12 protein-coding genes are annotated in these 19530 nt (G+C 52.3%); 4 read left to right on the top strand and 8 right to left on the bottom strand.

Annotated features, from left to right (window positions below; translation table 11 throughout):
* Positions 1-47: 47 nt before the first annotated feature.
* On the top strand, positions 48-2684 hold the full coding sequence (gyrA, locus tag WC7_RS10125) for a DNA topoisomerase (ATP-hydrolyzing) subunit A (protein ID WP_016153796.1): 2637 nt from the start codon (positions 48-50) through the stop codon (positions 2682-2684).
* Positions 2685-2727: 43 nt separating this feature from the next.
* On the opposite strand, the gene WC7_RS10130 is transcribed toward gyrA, so the two are convergent.
* The 6 genes from WC7_RS10130 to atoS all read right to left on the bottom strand — a co-directional run bounded on the left by WC7_RS10130 (position 2728) and on the right by atoS (position 9994).
* Positions 2728-3912, bottom strand: a complete 1185-nt coding sequence (locus WC7_RS10130; RefSeq protein WP_016153795.1) for an acetyl-CoA C-acetyltransferase — start codon at positions 3910-3912, stop codon at positions 2728-2730.
* A gap of 30 nt (positions 3913-3942) precedes the next feature.
* Positions 3943-5265, bottom strand: a complete 1323-nt coding sequence (locus WC7_RS10135) for a TIGR00366 family protein (protein WP_016153794.1) — start codon at positions 5263-5265, stop codon at positions 3943-3945.
* Positions 5262-5912: a 3-oxoacid CoA-transferase subunit B gene (locus WC7_RS10140; protein ID WP_016153793.1), complete on the bottom strand. Its 651-nt coding sequence runs from the start codon at positions 5910-5912 to the stop codon at positions 5262-5264. The genes WC7_RS10135 and WC7_RS10140 overlap by 4 nt, the downstream gene beginning before the upstream one ends.
* Before the next feature lie 2 nt (positions 5913-5914).
* Positions 5915-6574 (bottom strand): acetate CoA-transferase subunit alpha, encoded by a 660-nt coding sequence (gene atoD, locus WC7_RS10145; protein WP_016153792.1) that lies wholly within the window; start codon positions 6572-6574, stop codon positions 5915-5917.
* Between the two features lie 199 nt (positions 6575-6773).
* A complete protein-coding gene (gene atoC, locus WC7_RS10150; protein ID WP_016153791.1) occupies positions 6774-8159 on the bottom strand; it encodes an acetoacetate metabolism transcriptional regulator AtoC in 1386 nt (461 codons plus the stop codon).
* Positions 8156-9994 (bottom strand): two-component system sensor histidine kinase AtoS, encoded by a 1839-nt coding sequence (atoS, locus tag WC7_RS10155; RefSeq protein WP_032947136.1) that lies wholly within the window; start codon positions 9992-9994, stop codon positions 8156-8158. The genes atoC and atoS overlap by 4 nt, the downstream gene beginning before the upstream one ends.
* A 168-nt stretch (positions 9995-10162) precedes the next feature.
* Between atoS and rcsC the strand changes: the two genes are divergently transcribed.
* Entirely contained in the window at positions 10163-13009 is a 2847-nt protein-coding gene (gene rcsC, locus WC7_RS10160) for a two-component system sensor histidine kinase RcsC (protein WP_016153789.1), read from the top strand.
* A 111-nt stretch (positions 13010-13120) separates the two neighbouring features.
* Here rcsC and rcsB read toward each other — a convergent pair whose 3' ends face one another.
* Together rcsB and rcsD are read right to left on the bottom strand one after the other, a co-directional pair.
* Complete coding sequence (gene rcsB, locus WC7_RS10165; protein WP_003027592.1) at positions 13121-13771, bottom strand: response regulator transcription factor RcsB; 651 nt, start codon at positions 13769-13771, stop codon at positions 13121-13123.
* A 16-nt stretch (positions 13772-13787) separates the two neighbouring features.
* Positions 13788-16457, bottom strand: coding sequence for a phosphotransferase RcsD (gene rcsD, locus WC7_RS10170; RefSeq protein ID WP_016153788.1), 2670 nt, complete (start codon positions 16455-16457; stop codon positions 13788-13790).
* A gap of 737 nt (positions 16458-17194) precedes the next feature.
* Between rcsD and WC7_RS10175 the strand changes: the two genes are divergently transcribed.
* Both WC7_RS10175 and apbE read left to right on the top strand, forming a co-directional pair.
* Positions 17195-18295, top strand: coding sequence for a porin OmpC (locus WC7_RS10175; protein WP_016153787.1), 1101 nt, complete (start codon positions 17195-17197; stop codon positions 18293-18295).
* Positions 18296-18410: 115 nt separating this feature from the next.
* Positions 18411-19463, top strand: a complete 1053-nt coding sequence (gene apbE, locus WC7_RS10180) for an FAD:protein FMN transferase ApbE (RefSeq protein WP_016153786.1) — start codon at positions 18411-18413, stop codon at positions 19461-19463.
* Positions 19464-19530 lie beyond the last annotated feature (67 nt).

Genomic DNA, 19530 nt, shown 5'->3' with positions numbered 1-19530 from the left:
AATTTGCGACCTTTGAATCCGGGATACAGTAGAGGGATAGCGGTTAGATGAGCGACCTTGCGAGAGAAATTACACCGGTCAACATTGAGGAAGAGCTGAAGAGCTCCTATCTGGATTATGCGATGTCGGTCATTGTTGGCCGTGCGCTGCCGGACGTCCGAGATGGCCTGAAGCCGGTTCACCGTCGCGTACTTTACGCCATGAACGTATTGGGCAACGACTGGAATAAAGCCTATAAAAAATCTGCCCGTGTCGTTGGTGACGTAATCGGTAAATACCACCCTCATGGTGATACCGCCGTTTACGACACCATTGTTCGTATGGCGCAGCCATTCTCCTTGCGTTACATGCTGGTAGATGGTCAGGGTAACTTTGGTTCTGTCGATGGCGACTCCGCAGCGGCGATGCGTTATACGGAAATCCGTATGTCGAAAATCGCCCATGAGCTGATGGCTGACCTGGAAAAAGAAACGGTGGATTTCGTCGATAACTACGACGGCACCGAACAAATTCCTGACGTCATGCCAACCAAAATTCCTAACCTGCTGGTGAACGGCTCGTCCGGTATCGCGGTAGGTATGGCGACCAACATTCCGCCGCACAACCTGACGGAAGTGATCAACGGCTGCCTGGCATACATTGACGATGAAGACATCAGCATTGAAGGGCTGATGGAACATATTCCGGGTCCGGACTTCCCGACCGCCGCGATCATCAACGGTCGTCGTGGTATTGAAGAAGCCTACCGTACCGGCCGTGGCAAAGTGTACATCCGCGCACGCGCGGAAGTCGAAGCGGATGCCAAAACTGGCCGTGAAACCATCATCGTCCATGAAATTCCGTATCAGGTGAACAAAGCGCGCCTGATCGAGAAAATCGCCGAGCTGGTAAAAGACAAACGCGTTGAAGGTATCAGCGCGCTGCGTGACGAGTCTGACAAAGACGGTATGCGCATCGTGATTGAAGTGAAACGCGACGCAGTCGGGGAAGTGGTTCTGAACAACCTCTACTCCCAGACCCAACTGCAGGTTTCTTTCGGTATCAACATGGTTGCGTTGCACCATGGACAGCCGAAAATCATGAACCTGAAAGATATTATTGCTGCGTTTGTACGTCACCGCCGTGAAGTCGTAACCCGCCGTACTATCTTTGAACTGCGTAAAGCCCGCGATCGTGCGCACATCCTTGAAGCACTGGCGATTGCGCTGGCGAACATCGATCCGATCATCGAACTGATCCGCCGTGCGCCGACCCCGGCAGAAGCGAAAGCAGCGCTGGTCGCGCGTTCGTGGGAGCTGGGTAACGTTTCTGCCATGTTGGAACGTGCCGGCGATGATGCCGCGCGTCCTGAATGGCTGGAGCCGGAATTTGGCGTGCGTGACGGTCAGTACTACCTGACTGAACAGCAGGCCCAGGCCATTCTGGATCTGCGTTTGCAGAAACTGACCGGCCTTGAGCACGAAAAACTGCTCGACGAATACAAAGAGCTGCTGGAGCAGATCGCTGAACTGCTGCACATTCTGGGCAGCGCCGATCGTCTGATGGAAGTCATCCGTGAAGAGATGGAGCTGATTCGTGAACAGTTCGGCGACGCACGTCGGACCGAAATCACCGCGAACAGCGCTGACATCAACATCGAAGATCTGATTAGCCAGGAAGATGTTGTCGTGACCTTGTCTCATCAAGGCTACGTGAAATATCAGCCGTTAACCGATTACGAAGCGCAGCGTCGTGGCGGTAAAGGCAAATCTGCAGCACGAATTAAAGAAGAAGACTTTATCGACCGCCTGCTGGTGGCCAACACCCATGACACGATCCTCTGCTTCTCCAGCCGCGGTCGTTTGTACTGGATGAAGGTTTATCAGTTGCCGGAAGCAAGCCGTGGTGCGCGTGGACGTCCTATCGTCAACCTGCTGCCACTGGAAGCTAACGAACGTATCACCGCAATTCTGCCAGTACGTGAGTACGAAGAAGGCGTCAACGTCTTCATGGCAACCGCCAGCGGTACCGTGAAGAAAACAGCGCTGACCGAGTTCAGCCGTCCGCGTTCAGCCGGTATCATTGCGGTTAACCTGAACGAAGGCGATGAGCTGATTGGCGTTGACCTGACGTCTGGTAGTGACGAAGTTATGCTGTTCTCTGCTGCCGGTAAAGTGGTGCGCTTCAAAGAAGGGGCTGTTCGTCCGATGGGACGTACCGCGACCGGCGTACGCGGTATCAAACTGGCGGAAAGCGACAGCGTGGTATCGCTGATCGTTCCGCGCGGTGAAGGTGCTATCCTGACCGTTACCCAGAACGGCTACGGTAAGCGTACGGCGGCGGAAGAGTATCCGACCAAGTCTCGTGCGACCCAGGGCGTTATCTCCATCAAAGTCACCGAGCGCAACGGTTCCGTTGTCGGCGCAGTGCAGGTTGAAGATACCGACCAGATCATGATGATCACCGATGCAGGTACGCTGGTGCGTACTCGCGTGTCGGAAATCAGCGTGGTAGGACGTAACACCCAGGGCGTTATCCTCATCCGTACTGCGGAAGATGAAAACGTTGTGGGTCTGCAACGCGTTGCTGAACCGGTTGATGATGAAGAGCTCGACTCCATCGACGGTAGCGCTGCTGAAGGGGACGAGGATATCGCACCTGAAGCGGAAAGCGATGACGATGCAGCGGACGACGCTGAAGAGTAATTAAGACGTGATAAAAAGGGCCGGAAATATCCGGCCCTTTTTTTTAATTCATTCGCTCCACTATCATCGCAATGCCCTGACCGCCGCCGATGCACAGCGTGGCCAGTCCAAGCGTTTGATCCCGTGCCTGTAGCGCATGCAGCAGCGTCACCAGTATTCGTGCGCCGCTGGCGCCGATAGGGTGTCCCAGCGCAATTGCCCCACCGTTGACGTTAACCTTTTGCGGATCAAACCCCAGCGTTTTACCAACGGCAAGAAACTGAGCAGCAAATGCCTCGTTAGCTTCGATCAGATCGATATCAGAAAGCTGTAAGCCGCTCAGTTGCAGTGCCTTCAGCGTGGCGGGAACCGGCCCCATCCCCATCATAGCCGGAGCTACGCCGCCACTGGCCCAGGCTTTGATTCGCGCGAGTGGCTTCAGCCCAGCCTCCAGTGCTGAGGACTCTTCCATTATCACTAATGCCGCTGCACCGTCGTTGATCCCCGAGGCGTTACCTGCGGTGACGGTTCCTGCTTTATCAAAGGCTGGACGCAATGCGGCGAGGCCTTCGGCCGTCGAGTCAGCTTTGGGGAATTCGTCACGCTCAAAGATGATGGTTTTTTTCCGTGATGACACGCTGACGGGCACGATTTCAGCCTCAAATGCGCCAGACTCGATTGCGGCAACGGCTTTACGCTGCGACTGCAGAGCCAGTTCATCCTGCATTTCGCGGCTGATGCCATACTCTTTGGCAACATTTTCTGCAGTGATCCCCATGTGGTAACCATGCTCGGCGCAGATCAGGCCGTCGCGCAGAATCACGTCGGACAATTGCCCGTCACCGAGGCGATAGCCCCAGCGGGCTTTTGCGTCTAACAGGTAGGGGGCCAGGCTCATGTTTTCCATCCCTCCCGCGACGATCGCCTGGGCTTGTCCGGCCTTGATAGCGAGGGCGGCAAGCGCCACGCTTTTCAGGCCAGAGCCGCACACTTTGTTGACGGTAAAGCCGCAAACGGTGTCGGACAGGCCGCTTTTTAATAATGCCTGACGCGCTGGGTTTTGCCCGAGTCCTGACTGCAGCACGTTGCCCATAATCACCTCGTCCACGCGCTGTGGGTCAAGGTGCGCGCGTTCAAGAGCGGCTCTAATGACGGTTGATCCAAGCTCGACGGCACCCGTAGTTGCCAGTGCGCCGTTAAAACTGCCGATTGCGGTACGTGCCGCGCTGACGATGACACAGTTTTTCATTTTTCAGTTCCTTTAATTAAGTTGTTGCCGTCAGAACAAGGTCAATCCAATAACAAAAATGACGCCGGAGAAGAGCAGGGCAGTGATGCAGTACCCCATAATGTCGCGTACTCCGAGACCGGCGATGGCCAGCGCGGGTAGCGCCCAGAACGGTTGTGCCATATTCATCCACTGCTCACCGTAGGCGATGGCCATGACTGATTTGCCAAGATCGGCACCCAGCGCCTGAGCGGCAGGCATGACGAACGGTCCCTGAATAACCCAATGGCCACCGCCGGATGGCACGGCAAAGTTAATCAGGGCTGAACTGAAGAAAGTCATCAGTGGGAAGGTATCTTTGTTGGCAACGTTGATGAAAAATTCAGTAATGAGCCCACCGAGGCCGGAGTGCTCCATCATCAACTGAATGCCGGCATAGAAGGGGAATTGCACCAGAATCCCGGCGGTGCTGCGTGCCGCAGCACTGACGGCACGCATATAGGCCATCGGCGTTTTGTGCAGCAGCAGACCGGCAATCATAAACATTAGGTTGACGGTATTGATGGTGATGTTGAAACCTTTCTCGGCAAAGTAGATACCCAGATAGGCAATCCCTAATGCACCGATGATCAGCGCCAGAATGCGGCTCTCTTCCAGTTTTTCAGATGGCGGCGCATCTGGTGGCAGTTTCTTCTGAAAATCAGCTTCTTCCAGTAACAGTTTCGGATCGATGCTCACCACATCTGAAGGTTTTGGCGTCATCATCCGGGTGATAAACGGCATCACCACAATCAGGCCGAGCGTGATGAAAATATTGAAGCCGGTGAACAGGGTATCCGCGACAGGAATGAGGCCCGCTACGTGCTCGACCGGGTTGCCAGGCGTTGCCGCCAGCAAAGGCATTGAGCCGGAGAAGCCGCCGCCCCAGGTCAGGAACCCGATATAGGCGCAGGCAATCAGTAACGGATAATCGGAACCCGGTACCCGACGAGCAACTTCGCGGGCGAACATCGCCCCGACCACCAGACCAAATCCCCAGTTAATAACGCAGGCAACTGAACCAAAAAAAGTCACCAGCATGACGCCCTGAGCGGGGGTTTTGGCGGCGGATGCCGCCGTACGCAGCAGGCTTTTCACCGGCCCGGAACTGGCTAACGCATGGCCGGTTACGATGATCAGCGCCATCTGCATACCAAACGCCAGCAGGTTCCAGAAACCGTCACCCCAGAATTTCACCATGCTGATGGGGGTCTGCGGCGTTAACCACAGCGCGATGCCAAAGGTCAGCAACGTTAATAACATGGCGAAAATCAGTGGGTCGGGCAGCCAGCGGCTGACTACCCGTGTCATAAAGCGAGCGATGCGGCCAATCATGCGTCACCTCGCAGGATGCGCAGATCGTCGGCAATTTCAAACTGTGCTTCGGTTTTTTCACATAGCGTGGCGATGTCGCATCCTTCGATGATTTCAGTCAGCCACATCTTGCCATCTATAAAGCGGAATACAGCCAGCTCGGTGACCAGCATATGCACAGCATGCTGTGCAGTGAGCGGCATGGTGCATTGACGCAGGATTTTTGCGGAGCCGTCTTTTGCGCAATGCTCCATGGCGATAATGACTTTACGCGCACCGGTCACCAGATCCATTGCGCCACCCATGCCGGGCACCATCTTGCCGGGAACCACCCAGTTGGCAAGGTTTGCCTGCTCATCGACCTGCAACCCGCCAAGCACACAGGCATCAACATGACCGCCGCGAATCAACGCGAACGACATGGCGCTATCAAACATCGCCGCGCCCGGCAAAATACCGCACGGTTGGCCGCCCGCGTTCACCAGGTCAGGATGGGCGGTGGTGACTGGGCCCAGTCCCAGAAAACCGTTCTCAGATTGCAGCGTAATGTGAATATCAGCAGGTAAGTAGTTAGCTACCATCGTTGGCAGGCCGATACCTAAGTTGACGATATCGCCATCGCGAAGTTCTTGCGCCACCCGGCGCGCAATACGTTGTTTAGCATCCATGATTAGCTCTCCTGTGGAATGACGATATGGTCGATAACGGCGGCGGGGGTCACAATCTGGTCAGGCTGCAGCTCCCCTGTTTCAACCATTTCGTCCGGTTCGACCAGCGTGATATCAGCGGCGAGGGCAATCAGAGGGTTAAAGTTACGGGCGCTGAGCTGGTAGGTGAGGTTGCCAAGCATGTCAGAGCGGTGGGCGCGAATAAGCGCTAAATCGGCGCGTAATGGGCGTTCAAGCAGCCAGGTTTTACCCTCAAGCGTCATGGTTTGCTTGCCTTCTTCCACGATGGTGCCAACGCCAGTGGGGGTCAGAAAGCCGCCAAGACCCGCGCCGCCGCAGCGAATCTGCTCGATCAGGGTACCTTGCGGAACCAGCTGTACATCCATCTCGCCGGCAATCATGCGACGACCGGTTTCCGGGTTTGTACCAATGTGCGAGGCAATCACTTTGCTCACCCGCCCATTGACGATCAGGGGGCCGATACCGGTATCGACAAAGGCGGTATCGTTAGCAATTAGCGTCAGATCCCTGACGCCGGACTCCAGCAGGGCTTCAACCAGACGAGGTGGTGTGCCAACGCCCATAAAACCACCGACCATGATGGTCATGCCGTCACGAAAGAAGCCCGCAGCGTCTTGTAAGGTAATCAGTTTTGTTTTCATTATGTTTCCCTTTTTGCATACTCCATTTTGGGTACGCTCAGGGAATTGCAAGCAGGGTGCCAGAATGACTAAAGAAACGTATTAATGTTTAGTTGATTGAATTTATTGGTTTATTTTTGTGGCCTTGGTGAAAGGAGACCACGAGGGGTTATGCAGAATTTTGCGCAGTGTGCAAAATTCTGCATAGCAAATTTGCGTATCAGGAACCCGATGGGTCGATGCCGTACTCTTGTAATTTATACATTAAAGCGCGACGGCTAATTCCCAGCATCAGCGCCGTGCGGGTGCGATTGCCGTCCTGATTGTCGAGGACTTCGAGGATAATTCGTTTTTCCTCACGCTTAATCTCTTCTTTCAGATTGCGTTCCCCGGAGTAAGTCGGTTTTGTTTCTGTTGTGGCGCTAACCGGGTTGCGCAACGGGTCGGGGAGATCGTCGGCAAAGATCACCGCACCGGTATTCATAACGACTGCACGTTCGATGACGTTTGACAGTTCGCGAATGTTACCGGGCCAGGGCCAGGCGGTGAGGATCGACATCGCCGTCGGGTCGATCTCGATAATATCCCGCTGATTTTCAGAGCTGAATTTTTGTAAAAAGTGGTTTGCTAATAAGGCAATATCTTCACGACGCTCGCGTAAGGGCGGCAAAGTCAGATGGATAACGTTGAGCCGGTAAAACAGGTCTTCGCGAAACGTTCCTTCCTTCACCATCGTTTGCAGACAGCGGTTGGTGGCGGCGACGATTCGAATGTCAACGCGAATGGTCTGGTGCCCGCCGATGCGTTCAAACTCCCTCTCCTGCAAAATGCGCAGCAGCTTGGCCTGCAGCCCCAGCGGCATCTCGCCAATTTCATCAAGCAATAAAGTTCCCTGATGAGCGCGTTCGAACAATCCCTGGCGTAATGTCTGTGCCCCGGTAAACGCGCCTTTTTCGTGACCAAATAGCTCGCTTTCCAACAACGACTCCGGCAGGGCCGCGCAGTTAATTTTGATAAAAGGGCCATTGGCGCGTTTGCTGTTGTAGTGAATGGCGCGGGCGATCAGCTCTTTTCCTGTGCCGCTTTCACCGCTAATCAACACGTTTGCCTGGGAGAGGGCGATTTTCGCCGTGTCTTTACAGATATCCATCATACGCGGGCTGGTGGTCAGAATATGTCCCCACTGCCAACTGGTGGTCAACGCTTTATGCAGATTGCGGATTTCCTGTTTCATCTCCTGCAGTTGCAATGCGCGTTGAATCACCATGCTTAGCTCGTCGAGATCAAAGGGCTTAATCACGTAGTCGAATGCGCCGCTACGTAAAGCTTCTACTGCGGTTTCTACTTCAGCGTAAGCGGTCATCAGAATGACGGGGATCCGTGGTTGCTGCGTGCGCATAACTTTCAGCGCGTCGATACCGTCCATCTCCGGCATGCGAATGTCCATCAGCACCACGTCTGGCTGCGTTTCGCTAAACAGGCTCAGCGCGGCTTTCCCGTCGCTGGCGCAATGTGTCTCATGCCCTTGCAGGGAAAATGCGGTGGCAAGCATACGGCGAACATTTTCTTCATCATCAACGATGAGAATACGATAGGTCGTTTTCATTCTGACGGATTTCCCTGCGGGTTAAGAGGTAAAATCAGAGTGAATATCGCCCCGCAGCCAGGCTGGCTGGTTACGTGGATATCCCCCTGATGCGCGTTGATGATGCGCTGGCTCAGCGCCAGTCCAAGACCGGTGCCTGATGCTTTTGTCGTAAAAAAGGGATCGAATATTTTCTTCTGTATGGCGAGATCGATACCGTTGCCATTATCTTCAATCATCACGGCCTGTTGCGAGGCCGAGTATTGCCAGGTACGGATGCGAATTTCGCCTCGCGCAGCGATCGCCTGTACCGCATTGATTAAAATATTGAGGATCACCTGTTTGAGAAGCTCGCGATCGGCGACGATCGGCGGCAGGCTGGGATCTAATTCCGTTGTAAAGGCGATCCGTGCCTGCAGGCCAGCGGTTTGCACTAGGATTAGCGTCTCTTCAATGAGTGCATTGAGCCGAATCTGTTGCCACTGGCTTTGTCGTGGGCGAGAGAAATCTAACAGTTGTTGAATAACTTTATTGATGGAATCAATTTCATTCAGCACAACAGATAAATATTCCTGATGTTCCGGCAGCGAGGTTTGCTGGCGGATGATCTGGACGTACCCACGAATTGCGGTCAGCGGGTTTCGCACTTCATGCGCGACGCCGGCCATCAGCTCACCCAGGGTGGCAAGCCTTTCGGTTTGCGCCAGCCGACGCTGGGTCTCTTTACGGGCGGTTAAATCGGAGAAAATAACCAGCGCGCCAATCAGCTCGCCGTGTGCGTTATGGATCCGACTGGTGGTTACACTGATCTCAATGGTGCGTTCTCGTCCTGGAAAGCTAATCTCCTGGGCCACATGTTCAGTACCGTGCTCCAGGGTGTCCAGTACCGGGCTATAAAACTGCGTATTGGCAAAGAGCGTCGCATAGGGCTGTCCGACCAGCTCATGCAGCGTGTAGCCCGTTATCTGTTCTGCCGCCGGGTTCATGGTGGTAACGTCGCCTTGCCTGTCGATGGCGATCACGCCATCTGCGGCATTTTCAATGATCAGATCGTTAAGGGTTTTGGTTTCCCGTAGCGTTTGTGCCAGCGCATTGACGCTACGGCTGATTTGTCCTAACTCGCCGGGGAGTTCAGGCAATCGGGTAGGGGTTTTTTGTGCCAGCGTGGAAAGCCCATCGGTGATGATGTCGATATTCGCACTGAGTCGGCGTGAGAAGTGCACGATGAGCAGCAGACTACAGATGAGCCCGGCAACCAGTACGGCAATAATCCTGACGTCCATTCTCCAGGCCTGCTGGCGGATATCTTCGGTGAGCTCATTGGCCCAGATATACCCAATAACCTCTCCCTGGCGCGCTATTGGGATCATCGAGTTGAGTATGTCGCCGCGAACCTGTCGCCCGGAATAGACCACAGGCGCGTTGCTACTCATCACTTCGCGCCCGGGATGATCCTCGGTGATGGTGATACCTACGTTGCCTTGGTAAAGCGCGGAGGGAGCGTAGGTGATAATGGCATCCAGCGCTTTGTGATAATACCCGGCGCCAATGCCGGGAAACGCTTGCGTAATGCGCTCGGTGATGGGGGCCAACTCTTGATTAAGCGCGCGAATGCGTGCTTCACGCGGCAAATTTGGGTAGTGACTAAAGCGGTCGCCCAGCGCATCGTTTAGCAGGGTTATCACCGATGACAGTTTTTTCTCTTTTTCAGATAAGACTGCTGAACGGCCTTCAGTTTCTACGATATAACCTATAGATATCGTCGGAATGATGACCATCAGGATGGCCATCATGATCATTTGGTTGCGTAATCGTCGTGGGTATAACCGACGAGCCAGCCATCTCAGGTCGCGCATTCTGACATCCGTGCAGTGTTTTTCAGGCAAACGACGATTATCACGGGTTAAGACAATGGTTTCAGAGCGGTGTATCATATTCCCGTAAAGAGAGGGCATTGCGACGCCGGACATTTACCGCTACCTTAACCACACTCTATTAATGCCCTGAGGCGGAGCTTCGCCCCTTTGAAATACCTTGCTTCCGTTCATTCAACGCTAAAAGTCTCACGCTATCTGTTCAGGGCGTTGGCGCTCCTGATCTGGGGGCTAATCGCATTTGCCTCTGTTTTCTACATCGTGAATGCGCTGCACCAGAGAGAGTCCGAGATTCACCAGGAGCTTAACCTCAGTTCCGATCAGGCCCAACGTTACATTCAGCGCACCTCTGATGTGATTAAAGAGCTGAAATATATCGCGGAGAATCGCTTAACGGCGGAAAATGGCGTGATGTCGTTGCGCGCGCGGGATGATAAAACCGCCGTGCCAAACTTCGAGCCGCTGTTTGCCGACTCCGACTGCTCGGTGATGGGCAACGCCTGGCGAGGTTCTCTGGAATCGCTGGCGTGGTTTATGCGCTACTGGCGGGATAACTTTTCCGCGGCCTATGATTTGAATCGTGTGTTCCTGATCGGCAGCGACAACCTTTGCATGGCCAATTTCGGTCTGCGTGATATGTCTGTCGAACGTGACGGGGCGTTGAAGGCGCTGCATGAGCGCATTATTAAGTATCGCAATGCACCGCAGGACGAAAACGGTAATAACCTGTTCTGGATTAGCCAGGGGCCGCGGCCGGGGATAGGCTATTTCTATGCGCTGACGCCGGTTTATCTCGCTAATCGCCTGCAGGCGCTGTTGGGTGTGGAACAGCCTATCCGCATGGAGAACTTTTTCACGCCGGGCAGTTTGCCGATGGGAGTGACCATCCTTGATGAAAATGGTCATGCGCTGATTTCGCTCACCGGCCCCGAGGGGAATATTAAGGCTGAACCTCGCTGGATGCAGGAGCGCTCCTGGTTTGGCTATACGTCGGGTTTTCACGAACTGGTGCTGAAGAAAAACCTGCCCCCGTCATCGCTAAGCATTGTGTACTCCGTACCGGTTGACCTGGTACTGGAGCGGATCCGCATGATGATCCTGAACGCGATTCTGCTGAATGTGCTGGTTGGCGCGGCGTTATTTATGCTCACGCGCATGTATGAGCGGCGCATTTTTATTCCTGCGGAAAGCGATGCCCAGCGTCTGGAAGAGCACGAGCAGTTTAACCGTAAAATCGTGGCTTCTGCGCCGGTTGGGATTTGTATTCTGCGTACGATAGATGGCATTAACATCCTGAGTAATGAGCTGGCGCACACCTATCTCAACATGCTGACGCATGAAGACCGGCAACGGTTAACGCAAATTATCTGCGGCCAGCAGGTCAATTTTGTTGATGTGCTGACCAGCAACAATACCAATCTGCAAATCAGCTTTGTGCACTCGCGCTATCGTAATGAAAACGTGGCAATTTGCGTGCTGGTTGACATCAGCGCGCGCGTTAAAATGGAAGAGTCGTTGCAGGAGATGGCGCAGGCGGCGGAGCAGGCGAGCCAGTCCAAATCGATGTTCCTTGCGACGGTAAGCCACGAGCTGCGTACGCCGCTGTATGGCATTATCGGTAACCTTGATTTGTTGCAAACCAAAGAGTTACCCAACGGAGTGGATCGCCTGGTGACGGCGATGAACAACTCTTCCAGCCTGCTGTTGAAGATTATCAGCGATATTCTCGATTTCTCGAAAATTGAATCTGAACAGCTGAAGATTGAACCGCGCGAGTTTTCACCGCGTGAAGTAATGAATCATATTACGGCTAACTATTTGCCGCTGGTGGTTCGCAAACAGCTGGGGTTGTACTGCTTTATCGAGCCGAATGTACCGGTGGCGCTCAATGGTGATCCGATGCGTTTGCAGCAGGTGATTTCCAATCTGCTGAGTAATGCTATCAAGTTTACCGATACCGGCTGCATTGTGCTGCACGTGCAGTGCAACGAAGACTATCTCAGTATTCGCGTGCGTGATACCGGGGTTGGGATCCCAGCCAAAGAGGTCGTCCGCTTGTTTGATCCTTTCTTCCAGGTGGGAACCGGCGTACAGCGTAATTTCCAGGGAACCGGGCTTGGTTTGGCTATCTGTGAAAAACTGATCAGCATGATGGATGGGGATATTTCCGTCGATTCTGAACCGGGAATGGGTAGCCAGTTTATGCTGCGTATTCCGCTTTATGGCGCGCAGTACCCGCTGAAAAAAGGTATCGAAGGGCTTGTCGGTAAACGTTGCTGGCTGGCGGTGCGTAACGCGTCGCTGTACCAGTTTATTGAATCCAGTCTGGCGCGTAACGGGATGACGGTGCAGTGCTATGAGGGACAGCAACCGGATGCGGATGACCTGCTGATTGCCGACGATGTGCTGGACCAGGCGTGGCAGGGACGCGCCGCGGTGATTTTCTGCCGTCGTCATATCGGTATTCCGCTGGAAAGGGGGCCTGGGGAGTGGGTGCACAGCGTGGCATCGCCTCACGAATTGCCCGCGCTGTTGGCGCATATCTACAGCCTTGAGCTGAGCAGTGAAGAGCTTTCAACGGCGTTGCCAGCCCCGGATAAAGTTGCTGCAACTAACGATGACATGATGATTCTGGTGGTCGACGATCATCCTATCAACAGGCGTTTACTGGCCGATCAGTTGGGATCGTTGGGATATCAGTGTAAAACCGCGAATGACGGCGTGGACGCACTCAATGTACTGAGTAAAAACCATATCGACATCGTGCTTAGCGACGTTAACATGCCGAACATGGATGGTTATCGCCTGACCCAGCGTATTCGCCAGTTAGGATTAACCCTGCCGGTTGTCGGCGTGACGGCCAACGCGCTGGCTGAAGAGAAGCAGCGTTGTCTGGAGTCAGGTATGGATAGCTGTCTGTCTAAGCCGGTGACGTTAGATGTATTGAAGCAAACGCTGACGGTCTATGCGGAAAGAGTGAGAAAGGCGCGGGAATAAAAGAGGTCGGATGGGGCGTTTGCCTTATCCGGCCTACGTAACACGCACAATATCGTGTCATTCGTAGGCCTGATAAACGCCGTGCCATCAGGCACGTCGATGTTAAAAGAATTACTCTTTGTCTGACGGACTCAGCGTGACGGAAGAAAGGTAATTCAACAGGGCGATATCGTTTTCCACACCGAGTTTCATCATTGCCGACTTTTTCTGGCTGCTGATGGTTTTAATACTGCGGTTGAGTTTTTTCGCGATTTCAGTAACCAGGAAACCTTCGGCAAACAGGCGCAGAACTTCGCTCTCTTTCGGTGACAGACGTTTGTCGCCGTAGCCGCTGGCGCTGATTTTTTCCAGCAGACGAGAAACGCTTTCCGGGGTGAATTTCTTACCCTTCTGCAGCGCGGCAAGCGCTTTCGGCAGATCTGTTGGCGCGCCTTGCTTCAGGACAATTCCTTCAATATCGAGATCCAGTACCGCGCTCAGGATTGCCGGGTTGTTGTTCATGGTGAGAACAATAATCGACAGGCTCGGGAAATGGCGCTTGATATACTTTATTAACGTGATCCCGTCACCGTATTTATCTCCCGGCATGGAGAGGTCGGTAATCAACACATGAGCATCTAACTTAGGCAAATTGTTGATCAGTGCAGTGGAGTCTTCAAATTCGCCGACAACGTTTACCCACTCGATTTGCTCAAGTGATTTACGAATACCGAACAGTACAATCGGGTGGTCATCGGCAATAATTACGTTCATAGTGTTCATGTATTGGGCTACCTTGCTACAGCAAGCTCTTGACGTAATCGTCAATGTCGCTGATGTATTTTTCTATACCTGGAGCATCTTTCTCTTGAATAAGATGTTCCAGCGCTTCACATAACTGCTTGCCGGGTACCAGATTAAGCATGGCAAACACGCCTTTCAGGCGATGGGCCGTTTGGGCTAACGCAGCGAAATCGCTGGTTGCTGCCTCAGTATACAACCTCTTAACATCATCCGGTACTGTGTCTACAAAGAGTGCATAGTAACCACTGGCATGAAGTTCGGCGTTTTCATCTCCGCTGAGGGGGAGTTCCTGGATCTCTTCTTGTGCCAGTTGCTCTTCTATCAGCTCGAGGACAGCTTCCTGCATAGCATTGCTCATATTAAAGTTGACGCGCAGCTGACCAGGGCCAATTTTCCGCACGCCAGACTCATCATCGCTTAAAAGAAGGCCTGAGGCAGTAAGATTAGACGGATTATCTGTTAAAAAGAGATCATATTCTTGACTATTCAACCGCTCATCAGGCGTGATGCAGGTTGCTCCCCAGTTCTCCAGTTGGCGTAATACGATGCTGCGTACGTCATTAGAGGTGACATCAACCATTATGCAGACGTCATCTAACAAACGCTCTTCACTTTCAGCATGTTGATCGTGCAGCGGCATTTTAACATGGACTATATAACGTGTTCCAAGTTCTTCCCGCGCTTTAATGTTCAGGTGTCCACCTAGCTTGCGGGCGAGCTGATCGCATAACCAGAACGTCAGCGGGTTGGCCTTGCTATACCGATCGCCCTGGGTGTCATTGATGAACGGGAAGTGCAGGTTATCAACTTCATTCAACGTGACACCTTGCCCGGTATCCAGTATGCGGAAGGTCAGGCGTTCAGTCTCCGATTCATCCTGGTCGACTTCCAGCGTGATTTTGCCAATTTGCGTAGTGGTTACCGCATATTGGATCAGCAACAGCAAAATACGGCGCAGGGCATCGCGGTCGCCGCGGCGTTCATCATGGGCGCTAAGGTGATTTTTAATCAGTAGCTGCAGCCCTTTACGTTTAATGGCTGGCAGAACCTCCGGAACCACGTCATCAATTAACGACTGCACGGAAAACAGCGTCGATTCACTTTTCCAGGCGTCGCTTTCCAGCAGGTTGGCCAACTGGATTTCATCTACCATACGCACCAGAACGTCTGCCTGATTGGCCAGTTTCTGGCTGTCCGGGCTATTCAGTGCGGCAGCATTAGCGGCAAGTGTTTTCGCCGGATCTTTCAGTGCGCTGCCGATGTTCTGCATAAAGGCCGCCCGGGCCTGCTGGTTTTTCTCATACAGTCGCTGCGCTTGCTTCAGCTTCTTATTAACCAGCACTTCGCGGTCCTGGTCACGAATAATAAAGATCTGCGTTCTCGATGAGATCTGGCTACGGAACAGCCGGATCTCATACAGCTCATTATTGATGGTGGCCTGAATCACCCCCTGATGCTGCTCCGCCATACTGGTAATGTTTTGCAAATTTAAATGCGGTAGCAGGTGGTCGGCAATTTTATTGCTGATAACAGTGCGGTTTGCTTCTTGATCGTGCACCAGCAAGCCCAGAGGCAGCAGGGACACAATCTCTTCATTGATGGCGCGCAGAACACGCAGTTCATTATTTGCCGCAAGGTTTGGTACCACTTCGGTGGAACGGGCAGGGAGGTGGCGAAAGGTGGTATAGCCAAACAGCGCCAGGGCCAACAAAGCAATGTTGAGTAACAGCGGCAGCAGAATGCTTTGTAAGGTGTCGAGCAGCAATGAGCCAAACGGAACCTGCCACACCAGCCGCATATCCGTTGAGTTTAGCGCCGAAGAGATCTCAATTTTACTGTTGTTGAAATTAATGCTGACGCTGTCAGGCGACTCTTTTTCATTCAGATGCTCGGTTGTTGACGTGGCATCTGGAACCAGATGGAAGCTGTCCAGCGGCATGCCGGGTGGGATCAAGTCATTAATCGGCAGGTCAAAGGCGACAACCGTTGCCAGATGTCCAGGCTGATTAAAGGTCGTGCGTAGCGTGAAGTAATGCCCGTTCTGCCACGCCAGACGGCGCAGTGAAGAGAAGCTTTCACGTTCATCCAGTGCATTGGCCTGTTGTAACATTTCCGCGCGCCGTGAATCGACAATATTACCAATCGTCGACTCTTTAAAACCGGAAGTCAGATCTTTTAGCGGCAACGTTGAGATAAGGATCAGGCTATTGTCCTGACCATTCAGGTAATACATAGACCACGGAACATTTTCCGCGCCCCACAGCGTATCAAGATAGGTTGAGATGCGTTGGGTCATCTCCAGCGTAGAACTGTCATGGGAACCGAAAATCAACGCCTCGGTCTTTCTGCGCGGTTTCTCAAGATAATAGACGTCTTGTTTCAGACGCGTTTCCTGCAGTCCTTCTGCACCAGGTGAACTGGCCGTGGCGGCAATATTGTCATAGATTTGCCAGGTCACGTATCGCCAGGTATCGACCCTTTTATGAATGGCATGGGTGATATCGACAATCTGATAGCTCTTATCCTTTAACCAGGTGTTGACGGCGCTCTGGACCATAACGCCCATCATCACCAACAGCACAACGATCAGTAATAAGAAGAAACGGGTAATACTTCCCGGTAGCAGGGAGAATCGGGTAGAAGCCGTTGTGTCAGACTGACTCATTCGTGTTTATGACCTGTTAAACGACGCGAAAGATGATGGGGCAGTATAAAGGGTAATATATGAATTGCCACACTTACACCACGCCGGATGGCCCGCATTTTTTACGCTCCATTCTGTTGCAGCCATCACAATGCAAAGGTGTACAGTGGATAAAGGCGGGTACAAATATTTGTACGGAATGTATACATTTAGCATTAAATAACAAGAAATTATTAATCAGATTTATATCTGAATACGACGCAATGAGATAGTTAATAGTTGTTATAGTTTTGCATCGGTAGCACAGAACGGTAAGTTTTGTGTAAAGAAGGGTAAAAAAAACCGAACGCGAAGCATTCGGTTGAAATAGGGGTAAACAGACATTCATGAATGAATGACGGTAATAAATAAAGTTAATGATGATAGCGGGTCTATTTTAGTTGCGAGTGAAGATTTTGTTTTGTCATTCAGTGCTATAACTATTTTCAATGTAACCTATTGATTTTAAATTTAATTAAAATGGTTCTTGATTATTTGTGCTTATTTTGCCTGTTTTTTGATTTTAAAAAAGTTCCCTCATATTAATATTTTGAAACATCTATGCCGATAAATGAAACACCTTAAAAGTTTTAGTATCATATTCGTGTTGGATTATTCTGTGTTTTTGCGGAGAATGAAGTTGCCGACTGGTTAATGACCTTAATCAGTATGCAGTGGCATAAAAAAGCAATAAAGGCATATAACAGAGGGTTAATAACATGAAAGTTAAAGTACTGTCCCTCCTGGTACCAGCACTGCTGGTAGCAGGCGCAGCAAATGCGGCTGAAATTTATAACAAAGACGGCAACAAATTAGACTTGTACGGTAAAGTCGACGGTCTGCACTATTTCTCTGATGACTCCACTAAAGATGGCGATCAGACCTATATGCGTATCGGCTTCAAAGGCGAAACCCAGGTTAACGACCAACTGACCGGTTACGGCCAGTGGGAATACCAGATTCAGGGTAACTCCTCTGAAAACGAAAACAACTCCTGGACCCGTGTGGCGTTTGCTGGTCTGAAATTCGCTGACGTAGGATCTTTCGACTACGGTCGTAACTATGGCGTAGTTTACGACGTAACGTCCTGGACCGACGTTCTGCCGGAATTCGGCGGCGACACCTACGGTTCTGACAACTTCATGCAGCAGCGTGGTAACGGCTTCGCGACCTATCGTAACACCGACTTCTTCGGTCTGGTTGATGGCCTGAACTTTGCCCTGCAGTACCAGGGTAAAAACGGTAGCCCGGAAGGCGAAGGTATGACTGGTGTGACCGGCAACGGTCGTGATGCGCTGAGTCAGAATGGCGACGGCGTTGGCGGATCTATCACTTATGATATCGGTGAAGGCTTCGCGCTGGGTACTGCAGTCACCAGCTCCAAACGTACTGACGAGCAGAACCGTCTGAACTTCGGTACCGGTGACCGTGCTGAAACCTACACTGGCGGTCTGAAATACGACGCGAATAACGTTTACCTGGCAGCACAGTACACCCAGACCTACAACGCAACGCGTGCGGGCAACCTGGGCTGGGCTAACAAAGCACAGAACTTTGAAGCTGTTGCGCAGTACCAGTTCGACTTCGGTCTGCGTCCGTCCGTGGCTTACCTGCAGTCCAAAGGTAAAGACCTGAACAATGGTTACGGCGACCAGGATATCCTGAAATATGTTGATGTTGGCGCGACCTACTACTTCAACAAAAACATGTCTACCTATGTTGATTACAAAATCAACCTGCTGGATGACAACCAGTTCACCCGTGATGCTCGTATCTCTACCGATGATATCGTAGCGCTGGGTCTGGTTTACCAGTTCTAATCTGCGCTCATGTCGTTAAAAGGCCCTGCGGGGCCTTTTTTAATGCCGTTTTTTCGTCGTACAAACAACGATTTTTGGTGTACTCTTGCGCCCGTTCGCATGAGGATAATTACGTATGGAAGTTAATTTCTATCGCGCAGCACTACTGGCTGTGACGATCTTTTTTGTCGGGTGCGATGAAGCCCCGAAACCTGCCCAAACCACACAACCTGCCACCGTTCTGGAAGGTAAAACCATGGGCACTTTCTGGCGGGTCAGTGCGGTGGGCGTAGATGCCAAACGCGCCGGGGAACTGCAGGCGAAGATCCAGGCTCAGCTGGATGCCGACGATCAGCTTCTCTCTACCTATAAAAATGATTCTGCGTTAATGCGCTTTAACCTGTCGAAAAGCCTGTCGCCATGGCCGGTTAATGATGCTATGGCCGATATCGTGACTTCGGCGCTACGCATTGGCGCAAAAACCGGTGGGGCCATGGATATTACCGTGGGTCCGTTGGTCAATCTGTGGGGCTTTGGCCCGGATCAGCAACCGGTGCATATTCCTACGCAGGCGCAAATTGACGCCGCAAAAGCGCAAACCGGGCTTTCACATCTGAAGGTTGTTAATGAGGCGCATCGGAACTACCTGCAAAAAGATTTGCCCGAGCTGTACGTGGATCTCTCGACCGTTGGCGAAGGTTATGCCGCCGATCATCTGGCACGATTAATGGAGCAGGAAGGGATCGCCCGTTATCTGGTATCCGTTGGTGGAGCATTGAACAGCCGCGGTATGAATGCAGACGGGCTTTCGTGGCGAGTCGCGATTCAGAAACCGACCGATCGCGAAAACGCGGTGCAGGCGATTGTCGACATTAACGGGCATGGCATTAGCACCTCCGGCAGCTACCGTAACTATTATGAGCTGGATGGTAAGCGCCTTTCCCATGTTATCGATCCGCAAACCGGTCGTCCGATTGAACACAACCTGGTATCTGTAACGGTAATCGCACCAACGGCGCTGGAGGCTGACGGTTGGGATACCGGTTTGATGGTTCTCGGCCCGGAAAAGGCCAAAGAGGTGGTGCGTCGTGAAGGACTCGCGGTCTATATGATTATAAAAGAGGGCGAGGGGTTTAAAACCTGGATGTCGCCGCAGTTTAAAAGCTTCCTGCTCAGCGAAAAAAATTAATAAGCAAGATTGCGGGTTTTTGTATCCGGCTATGGGGACACACTGAGGCTAAGCGCTATGCTTAACA

Origin of the sequence: Citrobacter sp. KTE151, assembly GCF_000398845.1 — a bacterium.
GTDB lineage: Bacteria > Pseudomonadota > Gammaproteobacteria > Enterobacterales > Enterobacteriaceae > Citrobacter > Citrobacter braakii.
Note: the sequence above shows the minus strand (reverse complement) of the source record. Positions and strands in the feature narration are given on the sequence as shown.